The sequence below is a fragment of the Glutamicibacter sp. FR1 genome (assembly GCF_047300825.1).
In the GTDB taxonomy this organism is placed as follows: domain Bacteria; phylum Actinomycetota; class Actinomycetes; order Actinomycetales; family Micrococcaceae; genus Glutamicibacter; species Glutamicibacter nicotianae.
In genome coordinates, this window is sequence record NZ_CP178602.1 from 2127573 (window position 1) to 2151509 (window position 23937).

A 23937-nucleotide genomic window follows, 5' to 3' on the forward strand; every position below is an offset into this window, starting at 1 on the left:
CCCTAGGACAGTAGATGAAGGACGAACAGAGTAATGGCTCGTAAGAAGTCTGAAGAGATTCCAGCGGATTTCGTTGAAAATATCGTCGATATAGACGTCACCAGTGAAATGGAATCATCCTTCTTGGAGTACGCCTACTCTGTCATCTACTCCCGTGCGCTTCCCGATGCCCGCGACGGCTTGAAGCCGGTTCAGCGACGCATCCTGTTCCAGATGGCCCAGATGGGCTTGCGCCCCGAGAAGGGCCACGTCAAGTCGGCCCGCGTGGTGGGCGAGGTCATGGGCAAGCTGCACCCGCACGGCGACACCGCGATCTATGACGCCATGGTCCGTTTGGCCCAGGATTTCTCGCTGCGCCTTCCGCTGATCGACGGCCACGGCAACTTCGGCTCGCTCGATGATGGACCGGCGGCTCCGCGCTACACGGAAGCGCGCCTGGCAGCTTCTGCCGTTGCCATGACCGCGAATCTGGATGAAGACGTCGTGAACTTCGTCCCGAACTACGACAACCAGTTCATGCAGCCAGAAGTGCTGCCCTCTGCGTTCCCGAACCTGCTGGTCAATGGCACCACCGGCATTGCCGTGGGCATGGCCACCAATATGGCTCCGCACAATTTGAGTGAAGTTGTCGCTGCCGCGCAGCACCTGCTCAAGGAACCCGACGCGACCGTTGATGAGCTCATGAAGTTCATTCCGGGCCCGGATTTGCCTTCGGGCGGCAGCATTATCGGATTGGACGGCATCAAGGATGCCTACCGCACCGGCCGCGGCTTGTTCCGCACCCGGGCTACGGTGATCATGGAGAAGATTTCGGCGCGCAAGTCGGGCCTCGTGGTCACCGAGCTGCCCTACGGCGTGGGCCCTGAAAAGGTCATCGAGAAAATTAAGGATGGCGTCAACAGCAAGAAGATCTCCGGCATTTCAGATGTCGTGGACCTGACCGACCGGCATCACGGCCTGAAGCTGGTTATCGAGCTGAAGAACGGTTTCAACCCGAACGCCGTGCTTGCCAGCCTGTACAAGTACACCCCGATGGAAGACTCCTTCGGCATCAACAACGTTGCCCTGGTCGACGGCCAGCCGCGGACCATGGGGCTGCGTGAGCTGCTGACCGTGTATGTGGACCATCGGATGGATGTTGTTCGCCGCCGTACCGTGCACCGCCTGGCCAAGCGCGAGGACCGCCTGCACCTGGTTGAGGGCTTGCTCATTGCCATCGTTGATATTGACGATGTCATTGCCATCATCCGTTCCTCCGAGCAGACCGCTGAAGCTCGCGAACGGCTGATGACGGTCTTCGACCTGAGCGAACCGCAGGCCAGCCACATCCTGGAACTGCGGCTGCGCCAATTGACCAAGTACTCCAAGCTGGAGCTTGAAACCGAGGCCGAGCAGCTGCGCAAGGAAATCGAAGAACTGCGCGCCATCCTGGAATCCGATGAGCTGCTGCGCACCGTGGTTTCCGATGAACTCGGTGAAATGGCCGAGACCTTCGGCACCCCGCGCCGGACCAAGCTGCTGAAGTCTGCCCAGCTGGCTGCGCTGAAGGGCACCTCGCTGCCCGAAGAAGTCGGGACCGGCAAGAAGGCCAAGCTGGCGATGGAAGTATCCGATACCCCGTGCTGGGTTCTGCTCTCGGCCACCGGGCAGATCGCCCGGACCCCTGATCGCCAGGTCGTGGATTACTCCGCGGCTCGCATCAAGCATGATGTGCTCACCTCGCAGGTCGCCTCCAGCGCCCGCGGAGAAATCGGCGCCCTGACATCTGCTGGCCGCATTATACGCATCTCGCTGATCGACGTTCCGGTGCTACCGGAGTCCCATGGCTTCCCGCAGCTGGCCCATGGCGTGCCGATTTCCGAATTCCTCAAGCTGGGCAAGGGCGAAAGCGCCGTGGCGCTGATTCCGCTGAACCGGGTTATTGCCATTGGCACGCAGAACGGCGTGGTCAAGCGCGTCACCCCTGACTACCCGCTGAACCGCGACGAGTTCGAGGCGATTACGCTCAAGGACAAGGACGTGGTGATTGCCGCGGCACCGGCCGATGACGCCGACGAGCTGGTGTTCATGACCAAGAACGCGCAGCTGCTGCGCTTCAGCGCTTCGGCCGTGCGCGCCCAGGGCCGCACCGGCCAAGGCATGGCGGGCATCAAGCTCGCTGCCGACGATGAGGTGATCTTCTTCGGAGTGGTCCCTGCCGGTGTCAGCGACGCCGTAGTGGCCACCATCGCTGCCGGTTCGCAAACCCTTCCTGGGACGTCGGGCCAGTCGGTGAAGCTCACCGAGTTCTCCGAGTTCCCGGCCAAGGGCCGTGCCACCGCGGGCGTGCGCGCGCACCGTTTCGTCAAGGGCGAGGACCACCTGCAGCTGGCTTTTGCCGGCCAGGGCCCGGCGCGCGCCAGCTCCTCGGCGGGTGTGGTGCGTGCCTTGCCGACCGAATACGGCAAGCGCGATGGTTCGGGGGCGCCATTGGCCCAATCAGTGAACATCATTGGCGGAGCCATCAGCGGCGGAGACGAAGCTCCGGCGGCACCTGCTGCCCAGGAGCCCATGCCAGCCACGGCCCAGGAAGCGTTGATCCCCATGCCAGCCAAGGCCAAGCCAGCGCCCGCCATCACCCCGGGAGAAGATGCGCTGCCTTTCGATGACGGCGGAATAATCCTCTGAACCGAAATGCGCTGAGCCGACAGCGACAGGATTGAACGCGGCGCCGTCTCCACCGTGCATGCCAAGATGGAAACGGCGCCGCCGGTCTATGCGTAGACGGCGGGCTTCTGGCTGCCCAGTTCAATGCGGTGGGTGCACTGCGCAGCGAGCTGCTGGTCATGGGTGATCAGGACGACGGTGCGCCCGGCAAGTGCCTGATGCAAGGTCGAGAGCAGCTCTTGGGCCTCATCGACGCCGAGATGTGCTGTCGGCTCATCGAGCAGGATGACCTGGTGGCCGCCTGCCAAGGCGCGTGCTACGGCGAGCTTGCAGCGCTGCCCGCCAGACAGCTGGTGCCCGCCGGAACCAATGCGCGATTCGAGTCCTTCGGGCTGGGTTGCCAGCCAGTCCGCGAGCCCTACCTGCGCCAAGACCGCTTCCAGCTGCGCATCGCTGCGCTGCTGGTCGCCATCGACTCCCAGCATCAGGTTCCGGCGAATCGACGAGTCGAAGAGGTGCGCTTCTTGCGGGCACCACGCCACCGACGACAAATCTGCCTGCTGCAGATCCAGCAGGTTGCCGTAGGCATCGATTCCCTTCAGCGCTCCCGAGCGCGCGGGCAACGCGCCGAGCAAGGCGGTGAGCAATGTGGATTTCCCTGAGCCCGAAGGCCCGGTAATGGCCGTCCACCGTCCCGCGGGAATGCGCACGCTCAGATTCTCCACGACCGATGGGCCATCGTCGTAACCGAGGCTGAGTGCTTGCGCTTCGTAGCCGGCAATCTTGCTCGGTCCCGCTGTGCGATTGTCCTGCGTTGCTGGTGCCGGGCCGCTGTGCATGCCGCGTTCGGCCAGCTTCGATGACAGTTCTCTCAGTGCCCGTCCCTGCTGCACCGCGAGCAAGGCATTTCCAGCGCTCTCCCCCAGCGCCAGGCTCAAGAGCACGGCGAGCGCTGTTTGGGATGCGCTGCTGTGCGACAACGCGGTGATGGCGATGGCAAGCAGCACGCTGGTCAGCGTGGCCAAGGCAGTGGCGCTACCTTGTCCTAACGCATGCCGGCGAGCTTGTTGCGTATTGCGGGTTTCGTCTTCTTGGAATCGGCCCAGGATTCGTTCCAGCGCCTGGTTGCTGCGCAGCGCGGTCTTGTGCCGCAAGATTCCCAGCACGCTCTGGTTCATCTGCATCCGGTGGCGCAGCTGGAGTACGAAGTGCTCGCCTTCGATGCGCTGGACAAGCCAACGAACCGGGAAGACCAGCACCCCGAACGCGCCAAAGGCAAGATAGCCGAACTCCGGCTGGATAATGTACAGGGCCGCAGCAGCCGCCATCCACAGTGCGATGGCCTGCAGTGGCGGGAACAGCACGCGGGCCAACAGGTCGCGCAGTTCATCCATCTCAGCCAGCAGGAATCGCAGGATGACCGAGGAACGGCTGAGCAGGCCCCATCGTGCCGGGTTAGCCACCATGGCGTTCCACATCTTCTCGCGCAGATCAGCAGCGTAGGCCAGGACCGCGTCGTGGATTGCCAGTTGTTCCAGGTAGCGGAAGACCGCTCGCCCGATGCCGAGGGTGCGGACCATGACGAAAGCTACGGTCAGGTGGAGAATGGCCGGCTGATAGCTGGATTCAACGATCAGCCATCCGCTCAGCGCCGCGAGCGCCACGGCGCACAGCACGCTCGCGGTCCCCCAAAGCACCGCTTTCGGGGCGGCCTTGTAGCCCATGAGCAAATCGCGCATCGGATTGAACCGGAGGTTACCCGGCCCTGGGGCAGTTGCCTCCGGCTGGGTCTGCGCGGCATCCGGCTGCTGGTGGCCCATGGTCTGCCCGTGCGCCGCAGCATCAGCAGCTTCGGCGGCTTGTCCCGGATTCTGGCTCTGGCCAAAGGCTGGGTCGTGGCTGGCGAGCAGCATGGCGCAGCGGGCAGGCAATTCGCCAAGCAGTTCGCGCACTGCCCGGGCGTTGACCTCGTCAAGGTGCGCGGTGGGCTCGTCGGCCAGCAGCACGGTGCAGTCATCGTCGCTATGGATCCGCAGCAGTGCACGCAGGACTTCCAGTCGGCGCAGCTCTCCGGGCGAGTATTCTCCGATTGGGCGGTCGAGCATGGTGTGCAGCGACAGCCGGGTGCTGAGCTCTTCGCGCAATTCTGCAGGTGCTGCCGGGGCATCCTGGTCAAGTTGTTCGCTGCCGGTCATTGCGTTGAATGCAGGATGCTGGCTGATCATGCCCAGCTGGCCGGCAACGAAGATCCGTCCGCTAGCCAGAGCCGGGTCGAAGGTGTTGTCGCTGCTGTGCGCCTCGGCGATCAGCTTGAGCAGCGTGCTCTTGCCCGTGCCGCTTGCCGTGGACAGCACGAGCCGTTCGCCGGCACGCAATTGGATATCCACGGCGTGGTGGATTGGATGCTCGCCATCGTAGCTGAACTGCAGATCCGAGACTTCCAGGAGGTTCTGCGGATTATTTGCGGTGCCAGCCCGCAGCTGATGGGCCGGGATGGGTGCGGTGAGGGCCGTGTACTTCTGGTAGGCGGCCAGCCCGTCATCGGCCGCATGGTAGGCGGAGCCCACTTCGCGCAGTGCGGAGAACAGCTCTGGCGCCAGGATCAGGATGATAAGCCCGGAGGCGAGATCCATATTTCCGCCGACCAGCCTCACGCCGATCATTACCGCGAGGACCGCCACCGAGAGGGTCGAGATCAGTTCCAGCCAGAAGCTGGACATGAAGACGGTCTTCAGGTTGGCCATGGTGGCCGCCCGGTACTTATTGCTCACTGCCGCGATGGCGTTGCCATGGGCGCGAGCCCGGCCAAGTCCCAGCAGCGCCGGCAGGCCCTGGGCCAGTTCGTAGAGCTGATGGGCAAGCCGGTCGAGGGTGGCTTGGGATTCATTGAGGGTGTCCTGGGTGTGCAGGCCGATCAGCGCCATGAACACCGGAACCAGCGGGATGGTCAGGACCAGCACCACCGCGCTGATCCAGTCCAGCTGGAGGATGAAGATGCCAAGCAGCAGCGGTACGGCCACAGCGCCAATGAACGCAGGGATGAATTTGGTGAAATAGTCATCGAGCTTCTCAAGGCCATGGCTGGCCAGGGTGGCGGTGACCGGTATCGACTGCTGTTCCGCTGCGGGGGCGATAGCCGGCTGCGCCGCTTGCCTGCGGACCAGGTTCAACCGCAAGCGTTCCTTTGCACCCAGGCCCATGCGCCGGGCTCCTGCATTCAAGCCCCACGCGCTGAGTGCTCGAAGCGCGGCCCCGGCTAATGCCAGGACCAGCAACTGCGGTTCATTGGCGCCCCCCGCGGCCATGGTGGCGATCCATTGGCCCAGGGCGTAGGCGACGAGGACCAGCCCCGCGACCTTGAGCGCTGAGAACAGCGCCAAGACCAGGAATTGTCGTGGCGTGATCAGTTCACGCGGCAGGAATCGCGGGGATGGCATTGCTACTCTTTCCGTCAAAAACGCAGTTACTTGATGATCGAGGCGACACGATGGGTGTCGGGAATATGCTCTTCGCGCAAGCGCTTGCGGAATACCCAGTAGCTCCACGCCTGGTAGGCCAGGACCATCGGCACGCCAAAGGCAGCGACGATGCTCATGAGCTTCAAGGTGTAGGCCGTGCTTGACGCGTTGGCCACGGTGAGATCGAAGGCCGGGTCAATGGTCGACGGCAGCACCACCGGGTAAGCGGCGGTGAAGATCGCGGCGACTCCGGCCAATAGCGTGACTCCCAGTGCGATGAAGGAAACTCCTTCGCGTCCAGCGCGTCCGCTGATCATCGATACAGCCAGAGCGATGACCGCCAGGCCCATCACTGCCCATGCGATGCCGGAGTCGTTACCCAGCAGCACCAGCAGTGCCCACGCGACCAAGGGCAGGATTGCTACTGGCAGCCAGCGGCCTACGAGCTTGCCTGCTTCGTGGCGGACCGCACCGTCGGTTTTCAACCGCAGGAAAGCCAATGCATGGATCCAGCAGAACGCCACCACCGCTACGCCACCGAGAATGGCATGCCAATTCAGCCAGGCGAAGGCTCCGCCGATCCGGTCCCCGTTCTCATTCAAGGGCAGCCCCAAGGTGGTCAACGCCAGCATGGCTCCGACGCCGAAGGCAGCGACCAACGATCCGAGGCCCAAGGCCAGATCCCATGCTTTCCGGGTTGCAGCGGTGATCGCCTTGCCCCGGTATTCGATGGCCACAGCACGGAAGATCAATGCCACCAGGACAATGGTCAACGGAATGTAGAGTGCCGAGAACAGCGAGGCGTACCAGTGTGGGAAGGCGGCGAAGGTCGCGCCACCGGCGGTCAGCAGCCACACTTCGTTGCCGTCCCAGACCGGGCCAATGGTATTCAGCAAGAGACGCTTGCGTTTCTCAGTGGAACGTCCAAGCCCGATGAGCATGCCGACCCCGAGGTCGAAGCCTTCAAGGAAGAGATAGCCGCACCAGAGCAGCGCTATCACAACGAACCAAAGTGTTGGAAGCCAATCCATTGAAATTCTCCTTCGTCCGTTCCGCTAGTAGGCGAATGCCAGTACGTCGTCATCATCGTTGTCAGGCCCGTTAGGCCCTCCGGATGACGAATGATCTGCCGCTTCGAGCTCCGGCATTGCCGATGCCACGCCGCCTCGGATGTAGCGAGTGAGCAGGACCAGTTCCACAACCAGCAGCACGCCATAGATTGCAGTGAGCGAGATCAGCGAGAACAGCATTTCTCCTGCACTGACGGTCGGAGAGACCGAGGCCGCGGTATACATGAACACCTGGTCCACCCCGCCCATCTGCGGGTTAGGCGCAACGGTGAACGGCTGCCTGCCCATTTCGGTGAAAATCCATCCGGTGGCGTTGGCGCCGAAGGGTGCGGCGATGCCCAATACCGCCAGTCTCGACAGCCATTTGCTTTCCGGGACGGTGCCCTTGCGGGTGATCCACAGCGCGACGCCGGCTGCCAGTGCCGAGAGTCCGCCCAGAGTGATCATCAAGCGGAAGCCCCAGTAGGTCACTTCCATCACGGGCAGGTAGTTGATTTCCTGGCCCGCGTACTGCCCGAAGGACTCATCGCTTGGATAGTACTTGCCGTATTTTTCCTGGTATTCCGGAATCAGGGTATTCACACCCTTGATTTCGGTGGTGAAATCTCCGTTGGCCAGGAACGAGAGAATGCCCGGAATTTCGAAGACAGCTACGACGTTGTCGCAGTTGGTTGCGCCTTGGGCGGTGATATCGCCCAACGACAGCACGGAGAAGCCGGTTCCATCATGGCAAGCTGCCTCTGCCGCTGCCATTTTCATCGGCTGCTGTTCGAACATCAGCTTTGCTTGCTCGTGCCCGCTCAGAGCAACACCGAGAAAGGCGACCATGGCTACTGAAGCACCGATACGCAGTGACTTGATCCAGACCTGGTAGTCGGTCTTGTCGCGGTTCTTGCCGCGGTTTGGGTCTTCACCCACGACTACATGTCCGTTGGCATCCACGGTGTCGACGCCTTCCTTGCGGCGACGGTAGAGGTGGAACCAGGAGATGCCCAGCAGGAAGCCGCCGGCAACGGCGAAGGCGCCGAAGATGGTGTGCGGAAAGGTGACGAGCGCAGTGTTGTTGGTGAATACCGCCCATGCGTCGGTCATCACGGCACGGCCGTCAACTAATTTCGTTCCGACCGGGTGCTGCATCCACGAGTTCGCAACGAGGATGAAATAGGCCGAAAGGATCGTGGCCAAGGAAGCGCACCAGATCGTTGCCAGGTGGACACGCTTGGGTAGCTTCTTCCAGCCGAAGATCCAGAGCCCCAGGAAGGTGGATTCCACGAAGAAAGCCAGCAGGGCTTCCATGGCCAACGGCGCACCGAAAACGTCGCCAACATAGCGGCTGTATTCGCTCCAGGCCATGCCGAATTGGAACTCTTGGACGATGCCCGTGGCAACGCCCATGATGAAGTTGATGAGGAAAAGCTTTCCCCAGAATTTTGTCATTCGCAGCCAGTGTTCGTTGCCGGTGCGATGCCACATGGTTTGCAATGTGGCCACGGTCAAGCCCAGTCCAATGGTCAGTGGCACCATCAAGAAGTGGTAGACCGTCGTAATGCCGAATTGCCAGCGGGCAATCTCTAGAGCATCCATGGATTCCTCAACTATCGTGGGATGGAATTTAAACCGCTTTTCTACGTTTCGTAGAAAAGACCTCCAAGGCCAGAATAGACGATTTCGACACATTGTAGAAATCGAGGGGATTAGCAGGTTTTGCCGACTGCAAATTTCAACACCGCGGGCGCGAGCGCAAATATTAAGCCTATTGACAGGGTTGTGTCTACGGCTCTTAAAAAACCCAAGTCAACAAGGTTCACCCGGGACATTCCCATAACGCGCAGCGAAACTGCTAAAGCCTGTACTCAACTATCTCTTTTACGCTCCGTAGAAATATAGTGGAAAGATGGCTACAATTAAGAGCCCAAGCAGTCTGCATGCTCTCGCTGAGTGCAAGCAACCGCGTTAGAACTAATGCAAGTGAGGTACGACCTAGTGGCCAGCCTTGGCGATCTAGAACGCTCCGTCATGGATCTTCTGTGGGATTCCGCAGAACCACTCACCGCGAATGACCTTCGTGATGATTTGGCGGCGCTTGGCACCGACGCGAAAGAACTCGCAGTAACGACGGTGCTGACAGTGCTAGCACGTCTCGAGAAGAAGGGTTTGGTGGAGCGTGAGCGCACTACCCGTCCGCATCGATACGCAGCTTCATCCTCCCGTGAGGATCACACCGTTGGACTACTCAACGACGCCCTGGGCACAGCCCAGGACCGTGAAGTAGTCTTGGCACGATTCATTGGAGGCATCTCCCCCAACGAAGCAGCTTCCCTGCGTGCTATCTTGGACTCAGTAAAGTCCGCATAATTTAGATGAACTTCGGGGACTGAGTGCTTCTCACCTCATATTTCCTAGCGGCGTTGGCTATCGCTTTGGCGTGGCCGACGCCGTTGGCTTTATCCAAGGCGAAATGGACCGCGCGCTCACCGGTGCAAGCGGTACTCCTGTGGCAAGCCATCGCTCTAGGCGGTGGCCTTTCCATGATCGGCTCAATGCTTGTCTGGGGCTTGGACCCACTAGGCGATGATCTGATCTCCGCACTGCATGGTGGATGGCTCCTATTGACAGGAGACACGAGTGTGCCCTACCCCGGCATAGTACACCTCTTCGCCTTGAGCACAGCGCTGCTCTTCGGTTTCCACCTGGTATTGACCCTCATGCGTGCTGCTTGGCGTACCTCTCGCCAACGAGCCAAGCACCGGCAGCTGCTTCGCTTGTTGAGCAACCCCTCGCAGACGCGCGCGAACACCTTGGTGATCGATCATGATATGCCTGTGGCATACTGCGTGCCCGGCATCTCGCAGTCGGTGACAGTACTGTCACGGGGGTTGCTGACCCAGCTTTCGGCTCAAGAGCAGCAGGCGGTCATAGCCCATGAACGCTCCCATTTGGATCAACGGCATGATTTGCTAATCCTGGCCTTCACTGCCTGGCACGAAGCGTTGCCCTGGTTGCCGACCTCACGGCTTGGACTCGATGCAGTGCGCCAACTGATCGAAATGCTGGCCGACGACAAAGCGCTGGAAAAGGCCAATCGGCAGACGCTGCTCAAAGCCATCGTCACTGTGGCCACCGCAGCGACCATGGATGACCGCTCGTCAACGCCTCATGCCTCTAGCGCCGGTCTGGTTGGCATGCCCGATGGCGAAGTATCATCCCGCAGGCTCAAGCGCTTGCTCTCCCCGCAAGATCCGCTGAGCCGCCCGCAACGGGCACTGGTGCTGCTGAGCACCATCATGCTGATGGTCTGCCCGACAGTTCTGCTCATAGCGCCACGGCTGCTGGACTGGTAGCACCCGCTCGATCCCATGCAACGACGTCCTTGAACCCCAGTGGAGCTCAAGGACGTCGTTGCATCTGCGGTTCTAAACGTCGATGCGTTCCCGTTCAAGATCGTCGGCGCCGTCGATGATGAACTTCTTGCGCGGTGCCACATCCGAGCCCATCAACAGGTCGAAGACTTCTTCGGCTGCCTGCGCATGCTCGATGCCAACACGGCGCAGCATGCGATGGCGTGGATCCATGGTGGTTTCAGCCAGCTGGTCTGCATCCATCTCGCCCAGGCCCTTATAGCGCTGGATCGGCTCCTTGTAGCGTCGACCTTCCTTCTCCAAGCTGGCCAGCATCTTGGTCATTTCCGTCTCTGAGTAGGTGTAGATGACTTCGTTCTGCTTGGCGCCCGGATTAATTACCTCAATGCGGTGCAACGGCGGGACCGCCGCATAGACGCGACCGTGCTCAATCATCGGACGCATATAGCGATAGAACAGCGTCAGCAGCAGGGTGCGAATGTGCGCACCGTCAACGTCAGCATCGGTCATCAGGATAATCTTGCCGTATCGCGCTTGCTCGATGTCGAAGCTGCGGCCCGAACCAGCACCTATCACCTGGATCATCGCTGCGCACTCAGCATTGGAGAGCATGTCCGAGATCGACGCCTTTTGCACATTCAGGATCTTGCCACGAATCGGCAACAACGCCTGGTACTCGCTGGAGCGTGCAAGTCGGGCGGTGCCCAATGCGCTGTCGCCCTCGACGATGAACAGTTCGGATTTGCCGACTTCCTTGCTCCGGCAATCAAGCAGTTTGGTTGGCAGCGACGAGGATTCCAAAGCCGTCTTGCGACGCTGGGTTTCCTTATGCATGCGTGCCGACACACGAGACTTCATCTCGTTGACGACCTTCTCCATCAGCGTGGAGGCTTCAGCCTTTTCGTTGCGCTTGCTGGAGCCCAGACGATCATTGAGCGCCTTTTCCAGCACCTTGGAAACAATCTGGCGCACTTGTGGGGTACCCAAAATTTCCTTGGTCTGGCCCTCGAACTGGGGCTCGGCCAATCGGACGGTCAGCACGGCGGTCAGGCCGGCCAGAACGTCGTCCTTTTCCAGCTTGTCCTTCTGGCCGAACTTGAGCTTGCGCGCGTTGGCCTCGATATTCTTGCGGAAGGACTTGAGCAGGGCCTGCTCGAAGCCTGCGGTATGCGTACCGCCCTTGGGTGTCGCAATAATATTGACGAAGCTGCGCAGGGTGGTTTCGTAGCCGATCCCCCAGCGGACCGCCACGTCCACTTCGCAGACACGCTGCACATCTTCAATATGGCTGCGGCCGTTGCTGTCGATGACCGGAACCTTTTCATGGAAGGAACCGCTGCCGTGGAAGCGCCAGATGTCGGTAACCGGTGAATCGCTGCTCAGGTAGTCGACGAATTCGCTAATGCCGCCGTCGTGCTGGAACACTTCCTCATGAGGTCCGTCTGCGCCCGGAGTGTCCGGCAGTCCGCGTTCATCACGCAGGGTGATGCGCAGCCCCGGGACCAGGAAGGAGGTTTGGCGGGCGCGATCCTGCAATTCCTTGTAGGAGAATTTCGCATCCGGGGTGAAGATATGGCTGTCGGCCCAGTAGCGAATGCGCGTTCCGGTTACGCCGCGTTTGGCTTTGCCGATAATTCCCGGAGGCGTTGCGGTCTCATGGGCCTTGAACGCCGCATCGGCTTTCTTGCGTCCCTTATCGGTAAATTTGCCTGGTTCGCCACGACGGAACTGCAAGCCGTAGGTTTTGCCGCCGCGGTCAACTTCCACGTCCAAGCGGGCCGACAGAGCATTTACTACTGAGGCGCCCACGCCGTGCAGGCCGCCGGATGCGCTGTAGGAGCCACCGCCGAACTTGCCACCGGCGTGCAATTTGGTGAAGACGACTTCCAAACCGCTCAGCCCAGTCTTGGGTTCAACATCCACGGGGATGCCACGGCCATCGTCTTGGACTTCGACCGAGCCGTCAGAGTGCAAGATGACATCAATGGCCTGCCCAAACCCGCCTAACGCCTCGTCAACAGAGTTATCGATGATCTCCCAGAGGCAATGCATCAAGCCACGGGAGTCGGTGGAGCCGATGTACATGCCCGGTCGTTTACGAACTGCTTCCAGGCCTTCCAATACGGAAAGGTGCCGGGCACTGTAATTGTCGGATGAAGCCACTGAGCTGTTGTCTCCTAGTTGCATGAGAAAGTACGTCTTGGTTCATATTCTAATCGTTAATGTGTTCGAATACCCGCTATTTTCCGGTGCGGGCGAACACTCGGGGCAGGTATGAGCTTATCCACATGCGCTACGCGGTGAGCGAAAGAACAGCCAATTCGGGATAAAGTCGGGATCCAAGCTGGTTGTATAGAGTAACCATCAACTTTAGGAGGCTGGCAATGACTACTACGACCGCTAGTCGTGAACTTAACGCCCTCGACCGGTGCGACCGTTGCGGCGCACAGGCCTACGTGCGAGCCGTGCTGGCTTCGACCGGCGGTGAGCTGCTTTTCTGCGCTCACCATAGCCGCGATGTCGAGCAAAAACTGCGTCCGCAGACTTCCCTCTGGCAGGATGAGTCCTCGCGGCTCTATGAAAAGCCCAAGGTAGACGCCAACGACTAATCTCGTGGCCAATTGCTGATCAAAGAAGGCGACCCGCTTTGGGTCGCCTTCTTCTTGCATTAATGGCAATAAAAAATGTGGCCAGCAGTTCATTGCATGAACTGCTGGCCACATCCTCAGATTCTTAGTCCAGGTAGTCGCGCAGAACCTGGGAACGCGACGGGTGGCGCAGCTTCGACATCGTCTTGGATTCGATCTGGCGAATGCGTTCGCGGGTCACCCCGTAGACCTTGCCGATTTCGTCCAGCGTCTTAGGCTGGCCATCGGTCAGGCCGAAACGCATTGCCACGACGCCTGCTTCGCGCTCCGAAAGCGTGTCGAGCACCGAATGCAGCTGTTCCTGCAACAGGGTGAAGGACACTGCATCGGCTGGCACAACAGCTTCCGAGTCTTCGATCAGGTCACCGAATTCGGAGTCGCCGTCTTCGCCCAGTGGGGTATGCAGGGAAATCGGCTCACGACCGTATTTCTGAACCTCGACGACCTTCTCAGGTGTCATGTCCAATTCCTTGGCCAACTCTTCTGGGGTCGGTTCGCGACCGAGATCCTGAAGCATCTGGCGCTGGACACGCGCCAGCTTGTTGATGACTTCAACCATGTGCACAGGAATACGAATGGTACGCGCCTGGTCAGCCATGGCACGGGTGATTGCCTGGCGAATCCACCAAGTGGCATAGGTCGAGAACTTGAATCCCTTGGTGTAGTCGAACTTCTCCACCGCACGGATCAGGCCCAGGTTGCCTTCCTGGATCAGGTCCAGGAAGAGCATGCCGCGGCCGGTGTAGCGCTTGGCCAAGGAAACTACCAGGCGAAGGTTTGCTTCCAACAAGTGGTTCTTGGCGATCTTGCCATCATGGATAATCTGCTCGTAGTCCCAGCGCAGACGCTGATCCATCGAACCATCGTCCTTCTCCAGCTTGTCAGCTGCGAACAGGCCAGCTTCAATTCGCAGGGCCAAGTCGACTTCCTGCTCAGCGTTCAGCAGGGCAACCTTGCCGATCTGCTTCAGGTAGTCCTTGACCGGGTCAGCGGTCGCGCCGGCCACCATGACCTGCTGCTGCGGAGCGTCGTCATCACCGGTTGAAAGGGTGAAGCCCTTTGAATCATCGTCGGACTTCGCATCCTTCGAATCGGTGCCTGGCTCAGCATCGTCTTCGGCGTCAGCCAACGCTCCGGTTGATTCGTCTTGCGCTGCGGTTTCGGCAGCGACCTTTTTAGTCCGAGGCTTGGCCTTGGTAGCGCGCTTCTTCGCTGCAGGGGCTGCTGACTCGGCCTCAGCCGCGTCGACCTCGGCCTCAGTTGCTATGCGATTAGCGTTCGTCTCAGAAGATGACACGAATAACCTTTCTAACGATGCGTTCCGGATGCACCTGCCGGTAACACCACTATGACCCTGTCAAGTCCGATAGTGCTCAGTCGCTGACTAAACACCTAGGGCTGGCACATTGGTATCAACGCATCAAGCCCGCCTAATGTTCCCGAAATCCGCAGATCTCAAGACCTAGGCAATTCGAACCTAACCGGGTCTGTTGTCCCATTATCCATGAATTAGCATCAGGACACCACTTGAGACACTCCGGCCGCCGTTGCTCAGCTGAAGTTGGCACGCCAAGCCCGCATTTGATCGGTCGCCCACTCGGGCATGATTCCATGGGACATCAGTTTCTGCAGCAACCGCGCCAACTCGTAGTTCGGGTTTTCTTCTACAGCCCTGCCCAGCAGGCACAAAGCCATAGTCCCCCGGCCGCGTGCCCACTCGATCCAGGCAAGAATGCACAGCAGGGCCTGCCGGGCGTTGCCTTCGGCCACGCCGAGCAGGTCTCTGGCTACCGACCACAGCCGGTCAATCCGCTGCCAGTCTGGCGCATGCCAACCACGGCCCAGCAAGTAGTTGGTCAAGGGTGTGGCAGCGGCTTCCCGGTCTCCGCGCATCACGCCAAACAGCACATCCAATGCCGCGTCCAGACCTTGGCCAGCCAAATACGGAAGCAGGTCTCGAACGATTTTCACTTCCAGGGATCCAAGCAGAAGTGCGGTGTGCTCATGCTCGTCGTGGATCCAAGTTCGGGCTTCCGCTTCAGCGAGATCCATCGTCTGCAGCCATGCTTCAAGGCAGTTGATTACGTTGTGCTGCTGGCTTGAGACAATCTTCAGGATTTCGGCGGCCTGCGGCCACTCAGGGATTCCACTGCCGTCCCATGGAACATCCAACGGTGCCGATCCAGCAAAGACCAGCGACAGGTGCGTCTCGTTGGTTTCCAGCGGACGCACCGGGGTCGGCTCTGCGTAGTCGTCGGTCGCGTAGTTCCAGACGAATCGGCCCTGCCGGCACCAGCTGTGGCGCAACAGGACGTTTTTGCCGGCCAGCCCCTGTTCGAGCTGCGCAACCAGATGCGCGTACGGAATACGGCCCTCGGCCAGCGAATCTTCCGGCGCGTAGACCACCAGAACCACGCCTTGGATATGGGGCATGCGATCCAGGAGGCGAAGCACCTGCGCGGTCCACGACTCCCGCTCCGCCGAAGTGTCCGCTTCTGGCAAATCGACACGCAGGGTCGCTTCCAGGTGGTCCTCGTCGATCAGCATCATCACGGCAGAATTTTGTGGATAGAAACCGAGGGCATGAGGCACATAGGCCAGGATATCCTCGCAGCTGGACAGCGAGAGGGGATGGCGTTCTGGAGTAGTTGTCATGGCTCCACGGTGCATCATGGCGCTTGGCACAGGACGTCAACGCGTGCGAGCTGTGGAGAACCTTCTGGTCCAGGCCTCGGGGCCGCCGTTTACTGTTCGGCGAGGAATCGGCGCGCCTTGCGGCGTTCTATGACCATGAATGCCATCCCGAGCAATGCCATCACGAATTGGAAGGACAGTGCCACCCGGAAAGCCGGCAGGTTGTAGAGTTCTCCGACCGACCCGTTGGCCTTGTGCAGCATGTCCATGATGAAACCGATGACGTAGATGGTGACGAATGCTCCGATGAATCCGCCGGTATTCACCAGGCCAGTGGCAGTTCCCAGAACACGCGGCGAGTTGAACGTGCGCGCGAAGTCGAAACCGATCACTGAGGCCGGGCCGCCGGCGGCAATGGCGACCATCAGGAGCACCAGGATCCATAGCGGTGCCTGTCCTGGCCAGAGCAGAACGACCGCCCATAGCGCCAAGATGGAGCCCACGATGGACAACGCGATATTGGAACGCTGGCTGGCATGGCGCGCGGTCAAGGCGCCGAGGATGGGGCCCAGCACGATGGCGACGACAACGAATACAGCCATCAGGCCCGAAGCCATCGCGCCGTCTATGCCTTGTCCCTCCACAAGGAACGGGTAGCCCCACGTCATCATGAAGGTGTTGATCATGAAGGCCGTAGAGAAGTGGGTCCAGAAGCCCAAGCGGGTCCCTGGCTGCTTCCATGCCTGCGAGATCCGCGAGCCGGTCTCCTGCTCCCCCGCGCCATGCCCATTCCAGTTCTTCCCATTGCGCACGAAGGCGATCGTCGTGATGAAGGTGGCGAAAGCGAACCCTGACATGATCGAGAATGCCGCGGACCAGCCGACGCCAAGCAGGATCATATGGAATGGAAAGAGGCTGATCAGCTGCCCGAGCTGGCCAAAAGTACCGGTGAGCTGGGTGAGCACCGGAATGCGCGAACCGGAGAACCACAGGGGCAAGAGCTTGAGCACGGAGACGAAGACCATCGCGTCGCCCATGCCGACCATAACGCGCCCGGCCAAGCCCATGGGCACGTTGACCGAAATCGCCAGGAACGCTTGGCCGGCAGCCATCAGCAGGGCGCCGCAGGTAATCAGGATGCGGGGCCCGAATTTATCCAGTAGCAGCCCTACGGGGACCTGCGCTCCGGCATAGACAACGAGCTGCACGACCGAGAACGTCGCCAGGATCTGTGCGCTGGCATCGAAGCGTTCGGTGGCTTGGATGCCCGCGACTCCGAAGCTGGTGCGTTGGGAAATTGCAGAAATGTAGGCAAGAATTGCAAAGCCGAAGACGAGCCACGATTTCGGCGAATTCAGTTGGGCCTGGCTCACTGGTCGTGTTCACCTGGCAACGGTTCGATATAACCGTTTTTCAGCCAATCTTCAGTGTTCTCGATGGCGGCCAGGAAATGCTCGGCGCTGGCGCCCAGCTCCTCGGCATCCGCCATCTGCTCATCTTCGTCCAGCAACAGCGAACGCGACTCGTGCTCCTTGGCATGCGCGTCGAAACGCTCCTCGAATCCGTCCACCATCTGGCGGACGTCGCTATTGGCTTGAAGCTGCTCGGCGAGCTGCTGGTCAACCAATCGGGCTGCTTCACGCAGCTTGTCGGTCGGCAGAGCCAGCTTCAGCGCCGCGCCCACATACTCCAACGTCGCAACGGCGACCGCGGGGTACTCGGATTCGGCAAGGTAGTGCGGGGTATGCATCGAGTAGCCCACGACATCTCGGCCGGCTTCGCTAAGGCGGATTTCGAGCAGCGAGGCCAAGCCTGCCGGAGATTCAACCGTAGGACTCCACGTCGAGATGTTCTCGATCAGATCCTTGCGGTTGCCGTGGGCGGTTACGCCGACCGGCCGGGTATGCGGCACCGGCATCGGCAATGATGCGGTCCCAACAACCAGCGATACGTTGAAGGCCTCGATGAATGACTGCAGTTCCGCGATCACGCGTTCCCACTTCAGATCCGGTTCAACTCCGTTGAGGAACCAGAACTTGCGGTCCATCTCATCAGTCATAAGGTAGATCTCGATGCGCGGGGCTTGGTATCCGGCGAAGTGGTCGCCAAGGAACGAGACGCGCGGTCGCTGGGAGGTGTAGGCGATCAGCTCGTCGGCATCGAAAGTGGCGAAGAGTTCGGATTCCAGACGGCCGAATAGCTCGTTGGAGACCTGCGCGTGATTATGCCCGGCATCACTGATGCTCTTCAGCGAGATGAACATCCCAAGACCTTGAAGGCGCGAGTCATCCAAATCGTCTGCGACCAGCGTCATCAACGAATCCTTGGACATTTTCTCCTCATTCAGGGTCGGCATCCGGCACAGCAGGGCGGCAACCATCGGCTAGGACTGAACTTCTGCAACAGATCAATGCTCCATTCTATCGCTACTTGGCTTTCGCTCGCTGTGAAGTAACGCACGATCACGCGGAACCTCGGATAATCTAGATGCAGGAGACGCACAGCCCGCCGGCAGGATCTGCTCCGGAATACCACTTGGGCTGTCGCGACCTTAGACCCTACAAAGGCATAGAAGGAATGATTTTGTGATCAACTCCAGTGATCTCACTCTGAGCGCCATTGGCACTGACATCAAGCGCAAGAGCGCTGACGCCCTCATCCTGGGCGTACTCAAGAACGGCGACAAGGTGTCCATCGCGGCATCCCCCTTCGCCGCCGACACCACTACCACGCTGGAGCAGTCGCTCTCGGCTTTGGGAGTTGCCGGGAAGGCCGACGAAATCACCGCGCTGCCTGGCGTGGACGGCACGAAGGCCAAGGTCCTGCAGTTCATCGGCCTTGGCGTTGACGAGCTGGCCGATCTGACCGAAGAGAAGCTGCGCCGTGCCGCCGGCTCGGCTGCCCGCCAGTTGAGCAACGCCAAGAGCGCCATTTTCGCTTTGCCTGCCGACAGCGTTGAGCGCGTTGCCGCCGTGGCTGAAGGCATCGCTTTGGGCAGCTACCGATACGAGAACCACCGGTCGAAGAAGAGCGAGAAGCCAGTACTGGCCGAAGCACAGATCGTCACCTCGGTTGCCACCTCCAAGGATCTTCCGGCCGTGCTCAAGCGCGCGGCAATCCTGGGCCGCGCGGTCCGCGGCACCCGCGACCTGATCAATGCCCCAGCCAACGTGCTGTACCCGGAGTCTTTCGCCGTGGCGGTCAAGGACTACTCCAAGTCGCTGCCGCTGAAGGTCACCATCTTCGATGAGAAGCGACTGGCCAAGGACGGCTTTGGCGGCCTGATCGGCGTCGGCGGCGGCTCGGCTCGCCAGCCGCGCATGGTCAAGGTCGAGTACGCGCCGTCGAAGGCAGCCAAGCACATCGCCTTGATCGGCAAGGGCATCACCTTTGATACCGGTGGCACCTCGCTGAAGCCTGCTGCAGGCATGCACGCCATGAAGTCGGACATGTCCGGTGCCGCCGCAGTCTTCCAGACGGTCGCCGCCGTCGCAGAACTTGGGCTGAACGTGAAGGTCACCGCGTGGCTCTGCCTGGCGGAGAACATGCCAGGCGGCGCCTCGACCCGTCCGGGCGATGTGCTGACGATGTTCGGCGGCAAGACAGTGGAGGTGCTGAACACCGACGCCGAAGGCCGTCTGGTCATGGCTGACGGCTTGGCCGCAGCCAGCCTGGAAAAGCCGGATGTCATGATCGACATCGCTACGCTGACCGGCGCGCAGATGCTGGCTCTGGGCCTGCGCACTGCAGGCGTCATGGGCGACAAACAGGTCACCAGCGACCTGGTTGCCGTTTCGGACAAGGTGGGCGAATTGGCTTGGGCCATGCCGCTTCCGGAAGAGCTGCGTCCATCCATCGAGTCGCAGGTCGCCGATCTGGCGAACATCGGTGAGCGCATGGGCGGAATGATGACCGCAGCCGTCTTCCTCGAAGAGTTCGTCGGCGAAGTCGACGGCAAGAAGATCCCTTGGGCCCACATCGACTTTGCTGGTCCGGCCTTCAACGAAGGAAGCGCCTGGGGCTACACCCCGAAGAACGGCACCGGCTCGCAGGTACGCACCCTGGTTGCCTACGCAGAACAGGTTGCCGCAGCGAACTAGCCGTTAAACGCAGCGGCAAAGCAGCTGCAGTGCCATGAAACTCATCCCGGTATCGCCAGAATCAATTGGCTGATGCCGGGATGAGCTCAAAATTAGAGACATACCTGACTTTTAGTGCCCCGAAGGTGACTCTAGCCATTCGACGGTACTAAGGTAAGTTTTGAAACATCACCGTGGATCAAAGGTGCGCGCCAGCATGTGTCACGCTCCAGAAAGTCCACACCCGATCCCCTGGTCGGCCAAAGCCGGCCTCACTAAGCGAATACGAGGGAGCGTTCACGTGGCCGATTCGGCAGCAACGCAAGAATTTGATGTCCTCATCCTCGGCGGCGGATCCGCTGGATACTCGGCAGCATTGCGCGCCATCCAGCTGGGCTACACCGTTGGATTGATCGAGAAGGAAAAGCTGGGCGGCACTTGCCTGCACACCGGCTGCATCCCAACCAAGGCTTACCTGCATGCAGCAGAGCTGGCAGAGAACGCTCGCGAGGGTGCCAAGTACGGCATCAACTCCTCGCTCGAGTCGATCGATCTGGCCGGCGTTCGCAAGTACAAGGAAGGCGTTGTCGCTGGCAAGCACAAGGGCCTGCAGGGCTTGCTGAAGATGAAGAAGGTCAACGTCATCACCGGTAACGGCCGACTCGTTGCCCAGGATTCCATCGATGTCGATGGCACCGTCTACAAGGGCAAGTACATCATCCTGGCCACCGGATCCACTTCCAAGACCATGGGCCTGGAAATCGGCGGCCGCGTGCTGACCAGCACCGAAGCACTGAATATGGAAGACCTGCCAAAGAGCGCTATCGTTCTAGGCGGCGGCGTCATCGGTGTCGAATTCGCCTCGGTCTGGAAGTCCTTCGGCGTCGACGTCACCATCGTCGAGGGCCTGCCATCGCTGGTTCCAAACGAGGATCCAGCCATCATCAAGAACCTGGAGCGTGCTTTCAAGAAGCGCGGCATCAAGTTCAACACCGGCGTTTTCTTCGAGAAGGTCGAGCAGGATGCCAACGGCGCCAAGGTCTCGCTGGCTGACGGGAAGGTTCTGGAAGCTGAGATCGTCCTGGTTGCCGTGGGCCGCGGTCCAGTCACCGAGGGCCTTGGCTTCGAAGAGCAGGGCATCACCATAGATCGCGGTTTCGTAATCACCGACGAGCGCCTGCACACCGGCGTTGGCAACATCTACGCCATCGGCGATATCGTTCCTGGCGTCCAGCTTGCACACCGCGGCTACCAGCATGGCCGCTTCGTCGCCGAGGAAATCCACGGCATGAAGCCAACCATCGTCGAGGACATCAACATCCCGAAGGTGACCTTCTGCGAGCCAGAGATCGCATCGGTGGGCTACTCCGAGCCGAAGGCCAAGGAGAAGTTCGGCGCTGACCAGATCGAAACCACCGAGTACAACTTGGCCGGCAACGGCAAGTCCTCGATCCTGGGCACCAGTGGCATCATCAAGATGGTTCGCGTCAAGAACGGCCCAATCGTTGGCGTTCACGGCATCGGCGGACGCATTGGCGAGCAGATCGGTGAAGCGCAGCTGATCGTGAACTGGGAAGCATACCCAGAGGACGTATCGCAGCTGATCCACGCTCACCCAACCCAGAACGAGTCCCTGGGCGAAGCGGCAATGGCTTTGGCCGGCGCACCGCTGCACGGTTAATCACGTATTGGTCATTCAGGCAGGGCGTTGATGTAACGCGCTGCCTGAATGCACTAGGCTCGGAGGCAACGCCTCCCACCACTTTTCAAGCTTTATAAAACAAGGAGATACGGGACGATGTCTGAAACCGTAAACCTACCCGCACTGGGTGAAAGCGTTACCGAGGGTACGGTAACCCGCTGGCTGAAGCAGGTCGGCGACCGCGTAGAGGTAGACGAGCCGTTGGTGGAAGTTTCCACCGACAAGGTTGACACTGAAGTTCCTTCGCCGGTAGCTGGCGTCATCGAGGAAATCTTCGTGGCCGAGGACGAGGACGCCGAAGTTGGCGCCCCACTGGTTCGCATCGGCGATGGCTCCGGCTCCGGCGACGCTGCACCAGCAGCACCAGCCGCTGAAGAAGCACCTGCCGCACCAGCCGCAGAAGAAGCACCTGCCGCACCGGCCGCAGAAGAAGCACCCGCTGCACCGGCAGCTGAAGAAGCTCCTGCAGCCGCACCTGCCGGTGGCGCTGCCTCGGGTACCGAAGTTACCCTGCCAGCCTTGGGCGAGTCGGTGACCGAAGGTACCGTTACCCGCTGGCTGAAGGAAGTAGGCGAAGAGGTATCCGTCGACGAGCCACTGCTTGAGGTTTCCACCGACAAGGTAGACACCGAAGTTCCTTCCCCAGTTGCTGGCACCCTGCTGGAAATTCGTGTTCCAGAAGATGAAACCGCTGAAGTCGGCGCTGTTCTGGCCGTTATCGGTGCCGCTGGCTCCGCGCCAGCAGCTGCTCCAGCCAAGGAAGAAGCTCCAGCTGCTGCTCCTGCAAAGGAAGAGGCTCCTGCTGCCCCAGCTCCTGCCAAGGAAGAGGCTTCGGCCGCCCCAGCTCCAGCCAAGGAAGAAGCACCTGCTGCCCCTGCCGCTCCAGCTGCACCTGCTGCCGAGGCAAACAACGAGTCCGGGTACGTCACCCCTCTGGTACGCCGCCTGGCTAACCAGCACAACATCGACATCGCTTCGGTGAAGGGCACCGGTGTTGGCGGTCGCATCCGCAAGCAGGATGTGCTGGACGCTGTTGCAGCCCAGGAAGCTGCTGTTCCAGCTGCTCCTGCCGCCGCTGCTCCTGCCGCCGCTGCTCCTGCCGCCGCAAAGCCGGTTGCACCTGCAATGGAGGTTTCCTCGCTGCGCGGCACCGAGGAAAAGGCTCCACGTATCCGCCAGGTTATCGCTCGCCGCATGCGCGAGTCCCTGGACATATCGACTCAGCTGACCCAGGTCCACGAAATCGATATGACCCGCATCGTGAAGCTGCGAGCTGCGGCCAAGGCCAACTTCAAGGCCACCAACGGTGTGAACCTCACTTACCTGCCATTCATCGCCAAGGCTGTTGCCGAAGGTCTGAAGGCACACCCTAAGCTGAACGCTGAGTACAACGAAGAGACCCAGAAGATCACCTACCACAATGCCGAGCACTTGGCATTCGCAGTCGACACCGACAAGGGCCTGCTGGTTCCTGTCGTGTCGAACGCTGGCGATCTGAACCTGGCAGGCATGGCTTCGCGTATCGCTGATGTTGCTGCACGTACCCGCAGCAACAAGATCGGTCCAGACGAGCTGTCCGGTGGCACCTTCTCGATCACCAACATCGGTTCGGTTGGCGCACTGTTCGACACCCCGATCATCAACCAGCCACAGGTAGCCATCCTGGGCACCGGTGCGATCGTGAAGCGTCCAATGGTCGTCACCGATGCAGAAGGCAACGATTCGATTGCCATCCGCCACATGATGTACCTGTGCTTGACCTACGATCACCGTCTGGTTGACGGTGCCGATGCAGGCCGCTTCCTGCAGACCGTCAAGGCTCGCCTTGAAGGTGGCGCCTTCGAAGGCGAACTGGGACTGTAAAGATCCAGTTGCGGCCCTCGTCGCCTAGGTAGATAATCGCCCCTGTCGTTGATTCGGCAGGGGCGATTCTGCGTTTTCTACGATCAGTCGAAAATAGATTAGGCTAGTGTCATGACTATTCTTCTTTCTCTCCTGATTTTCGTGCATATCTTGGGCGCAGCAGCTATCTTCGGTGGCTGGCTGGCCAATTTCAAGACCCCTACTGTCTCTGTATGGCAGTGGTACGGAGCCATCGTGCAGCTGGTAACGGGTCTGGCCATGGTCGGGATTCTCGAGGCCGGCGACGGTTCGCCAAACCAAATGAAGATTGGCATCAAGTCGCTGATTGCAATCATCATCCTGGTCGCAGCTTTCATTGGCCGCAAGAAGTTGAAGAACGGCGAGGAAGTTTCTACCGGTATTGCCCATGCAGTGGGCGGCATGGCCTTCATCAACATCGCGATTGCGGTTCTCTGGAGCTAGTCCGTAGCAGCCTTGA

Annotated in this window: 16 protein-coding genes; 8 read left to right on the forward strand and 8 right to left on the reverse strand. The window is 60.3% G+C overall.

Going from position 1 to position 23937, the window contains the following annotated elements; translation table 11 throughout:
* Positions 1-33 precede the first annotated feature (33 nt).
* Positions 34-2667 carry a DNA gyrase/topoisomerase IV subunit A gene (locus tag ACLQ8T_RS10290; RefSeq protein ID WP_413454585.1) on the forward strand — a complete coding sequence of 878 codons (2634 nt, stop codon included), beginning with the start codon at positions 34-36 and terminating at the stop codon, positions 2665-2667.
* A gap of 86 nt (positions 2668-2753) precedes the next feature.
* Here ACLQ8T_RS10290 and cydC read toward each other — a convergent pair whose 3' ends face one another.
* From cydC to ACLQ8T_RS10305, 3 genes are read right to left on the reverse strand one after another with little or no spacing between them, the layout of a single operon-like run.
* On the reverse strand, positions 2754-6083 hold the full coding sequence (gene cydC, locus ACLQ8T_RS10295) for a thiol reductant ABC exporter subunit CydC (protein WP_413454586.1): 3330 nt from the start codon (positions 6081-6083) through the stop codon (positions 2754-2756).
* Positions 6084-6109: 26 nt separating this feature from the next.
* Positions 6110-7135, reverse strand: coding sequence for a cytochrome d ubiquinol oxidase subunit II (gene cydB / locus ACLQ8T_RS10300; RefSeq protein ID WP_413454587.1), 1026 nt, complete (start codon positions 7133-7135; stop codon positions 6110-6112).
* A gap of 24 nt (positions 7136-7159) precedes the next feature.
* Positions 7160-8758, reverse strand: a complete 1599-nt coding sequence (locus tag ACLQ8T_RS10305) for a cytochrome ubiquinol oxidase subunit I (RefSeq protein ID WP_413454588.1) — start codon at positions 8756-8758, stop codon at positions 7160-7162.
* A gap of 399 nt (positions 8759-9157) precedes the next feature.
* Between ACLQ8T_RS10305 and ACLQ8T_RS10310 the strand changes: the two genes are divergently transcribed.
* Both ACLQ8T_RS10310 and ACLQ8T_RS10315 read left to right on the forward strand, forming a co-directional pair.
* Positions 9158-9529, forward strand: a complete 372-nt coding sequence (locus tag ACLQ8T_RS10310) for a BlaI/MecI/CopY family transcriptional regulator (RefSeq protein ID WP_204723286.1) — start codon at positions 9158-9160, stop codon at positions 9527-9529.
* Between the two features lie 23 nt (positions 9530-9552).
* Positions 9553-10515, forward strand: coding sequence for a M56 family metallopeptidase (locus tag ACLQ8T_RS10315; RefSeq protein ID WP_204722426.1), 963 nt, complete (start codon positions 9553-9555; stop codon positions 10513-10515).
* A 72-nt stretch (positions 10516-10587) separates the two neighbouring features.
* Here ACLQ8T_RS10315 and ACLQ8T_RS10320 read toward each other — a convergent pair whose 3' ends face one another.
* Positions 10588-12696 carry a DNA gyrase/topoisomerase IV subunit B gene (locus ACLQ8T_RS10320; protein ID WP_413454589.1) on the reverse strand — a complete coding sequence of 703 codons (2109 nt, stop codon included), beginning with the start codon at positions 12694-12696 and terminating at the stop codon, positions 10588-10590.
* Positions 12697-12917: 221 nt separating this feature from the next.
* On the opposite strand from ACLQ8T_RS10320, the gene ACLQ8T_RS10325 reads away from it, so the two are divergent.
* Entirely contained in the window at positions 12918-13142 is a 225-nt protein-coding gene (locus ACLQ8T_RS10325) for a hypothetical protein (protein WP_038991880.1), read from the forward strand.
* A gap of 124 nt (positions 13143-13266) precedes the next feature.
* Here ACLQ8T_RS10325 and ACLQ8T_RS10330 read toward each other — a convergent pair whose 3' ends face one another.
* From ACLQ8T_RS10330 to ACLQ8T_RS10345, 4 genes are all read right to left on the reverse strand, one after another.
* Positions 13267-14478, reverse strand: coding sequence for an RNA polymerase sigma factor (locus ACLQ8T_RS10330; RefSeq protein ID WP_204722428.1), 1212 nt, complete (start codon positions 14476-14478; stop codon positions 13267-13269).
* Between the two features lie 254 nt (positions 14479-14732).
* The gene (locus tag ACLQ8T_RS10335) at positions 14733-15836 is read right to left on the reverse strand and encodes a DUF4192 family protein (protein WP_413454590.1); all 1104 of its coding nucleotides are present in this window, start codon (positions 15834-15836) and stop codon (positions 14733-14735) included.
* Between the two features lie 89 nt (positions 15837-15925).
* Complete coding sequence (locus ACLQ8T_RS10340; protein WP_413454591.1) at positions 15926-17188, reverse strand: MFS transporter; 1263 nt, start codon at positions 17186-17188, stop codon at positions 15926-15928.
* The gene (locus ACLQ8T_RS10345) at positions 17185-18147 is read right to left on the reverse strand and encodes a proteasome assembly chaperone family protein (protein WP_204722431.1); all 963 of its coding nucleotides are present in this window, start codon (positions 18145-18147) and stop codon (positions 17185-17187) included. Before ACLQ8T_RS10345 ends, ACLQ8T_RS10340 begins: the two co-directional genes overlap by 4 nt.
* Before the next feature lie 253 nt (positions 18148-18400).
* Between ACLQ8T_RS10345 and ACLQ8T_RS10350 the strand changes: the two genes are divergently transcribed.
* The 4 genes from ACLQ8T_RS10350 to ACLQ8T_RS10365 all read left to right on the forward strand — a co-directional run bounded on the left by ACLQ8T_RS10350 (position 18401) and on the right by ACLQ8T_RS10365 (position 23921).
* Positions 18401-19915 (forward strand): leucyl aminopeptidase, encoded by a 1515-nt coding sequence (locus ACLQ8T_RS10350; protein ID WP_413454592.1) that lies wholly within the window; start codon positions 18401-18403, stop codon positions 19913-19915.
* A gap of 280 nt (positions 19916-20195) precedes the next feature.
* Complete coding sequence (gene lpdA / locus ACLQ8T_RS10355; protein ID WP_204722433.1) at positions 20196-21575, forward strand: dihydrolipoyl dehydrogenase; 1380 nt, start codon at positions 20196-20198, stop codon at positions 21573-21575.
* Between the two features lie 117 nt (positions 21576-21692).
* Entirely contained in the window at positions 21693-23459 is a 1767-nt protein-coding gene (gene sucB, locus ACLQ8T_RS10360; RefSeq protein ID WP_413454593.1) for a 2-oxoglutarate dehydrogenase, E2 component, dihydrolipoamide succinyltransferase, read from the forward strand.
* Positions 23460-23570: 111 nt separating this feature from the next.
* The gene (locus ACLQ8T_RS10365) at positions 23571-23921 is read left to right on the forward strand and encodes a hypothetical protein (RefSeq protein ID WP_204722435.1); all 351 of its coding nucleotides are present in this window, start codon (positions 23571-23573) and stop codon (positions 23919-23921) included.
* Positions 23922-23937 lie beyond the last annotated feature (16 nt).

Bases quoted from the DNA above. Each gene is read 5' to 3' on its own strand.
- ACLQ8T_RS10305 (WP_413454588.1), bottom strand. From the start codon at position 8,758: ATGGATGCTCTAGAGATTGCCCGCTGGCAATTCGGCATTACGACGGTC.
- cydC (WP_413454586.1), bottom strand. From the start codon at position 6,083: ATGCCATCCCCGCGATTCCTGCCGCGTGAACTGATCACGCCACGACAA.
- cydB (WP_413454587.1), bottom strand. From the start codon at position 7,135: ATGGATTGGCTTCCAACACTTTGGTTCGTTGTGATAGCGCTGCTCTGG.
- ACLQ8T_RS10365 (WP_204722435.1), top strand. From the start codon at position 23,571: ATGACTATTCTTCTTTCTCTCCTGATTTTCGTGCATATCTTGGGCGCA.
- ACLQ8T_RS10325 (WP_038991880.1), top strand. From the start codon at position 12,918: ATGACTACTACGACCGCTAGTCGTGAACTTAACGCCCTCGACCGGTGC.
- ACLQ8T_RS10345 (WP_204722431.1), bottom strand. From the start codon at position 18,147: ATGTCCAAGGATTCGTTGATGACGCTGGTCGCAGACGATTTGGATGAC.
- ACLQ8T_RS10290 (WP_413454585.1), top strand. From the start codon at position 34: ATGGCTCGTAAGAAGTCTGAAGAGATTCCAGCGGATTTCGTTGAAAAT.
- ACLQ8T_RS10335 (WP_413454590.1), bottom strand. From the start codon at position 15,836: ATGACAACTACTCCAGAACGCCATCCCCTCTCGCTGTCCAGCTGCGAG.
- sucB (WP_413454593.1), top strand. From the start codon at position 21,693: ATGTCTGAAACCGTAAACCTACCCGCACTGGGTGAAAGCGTTACCGAG.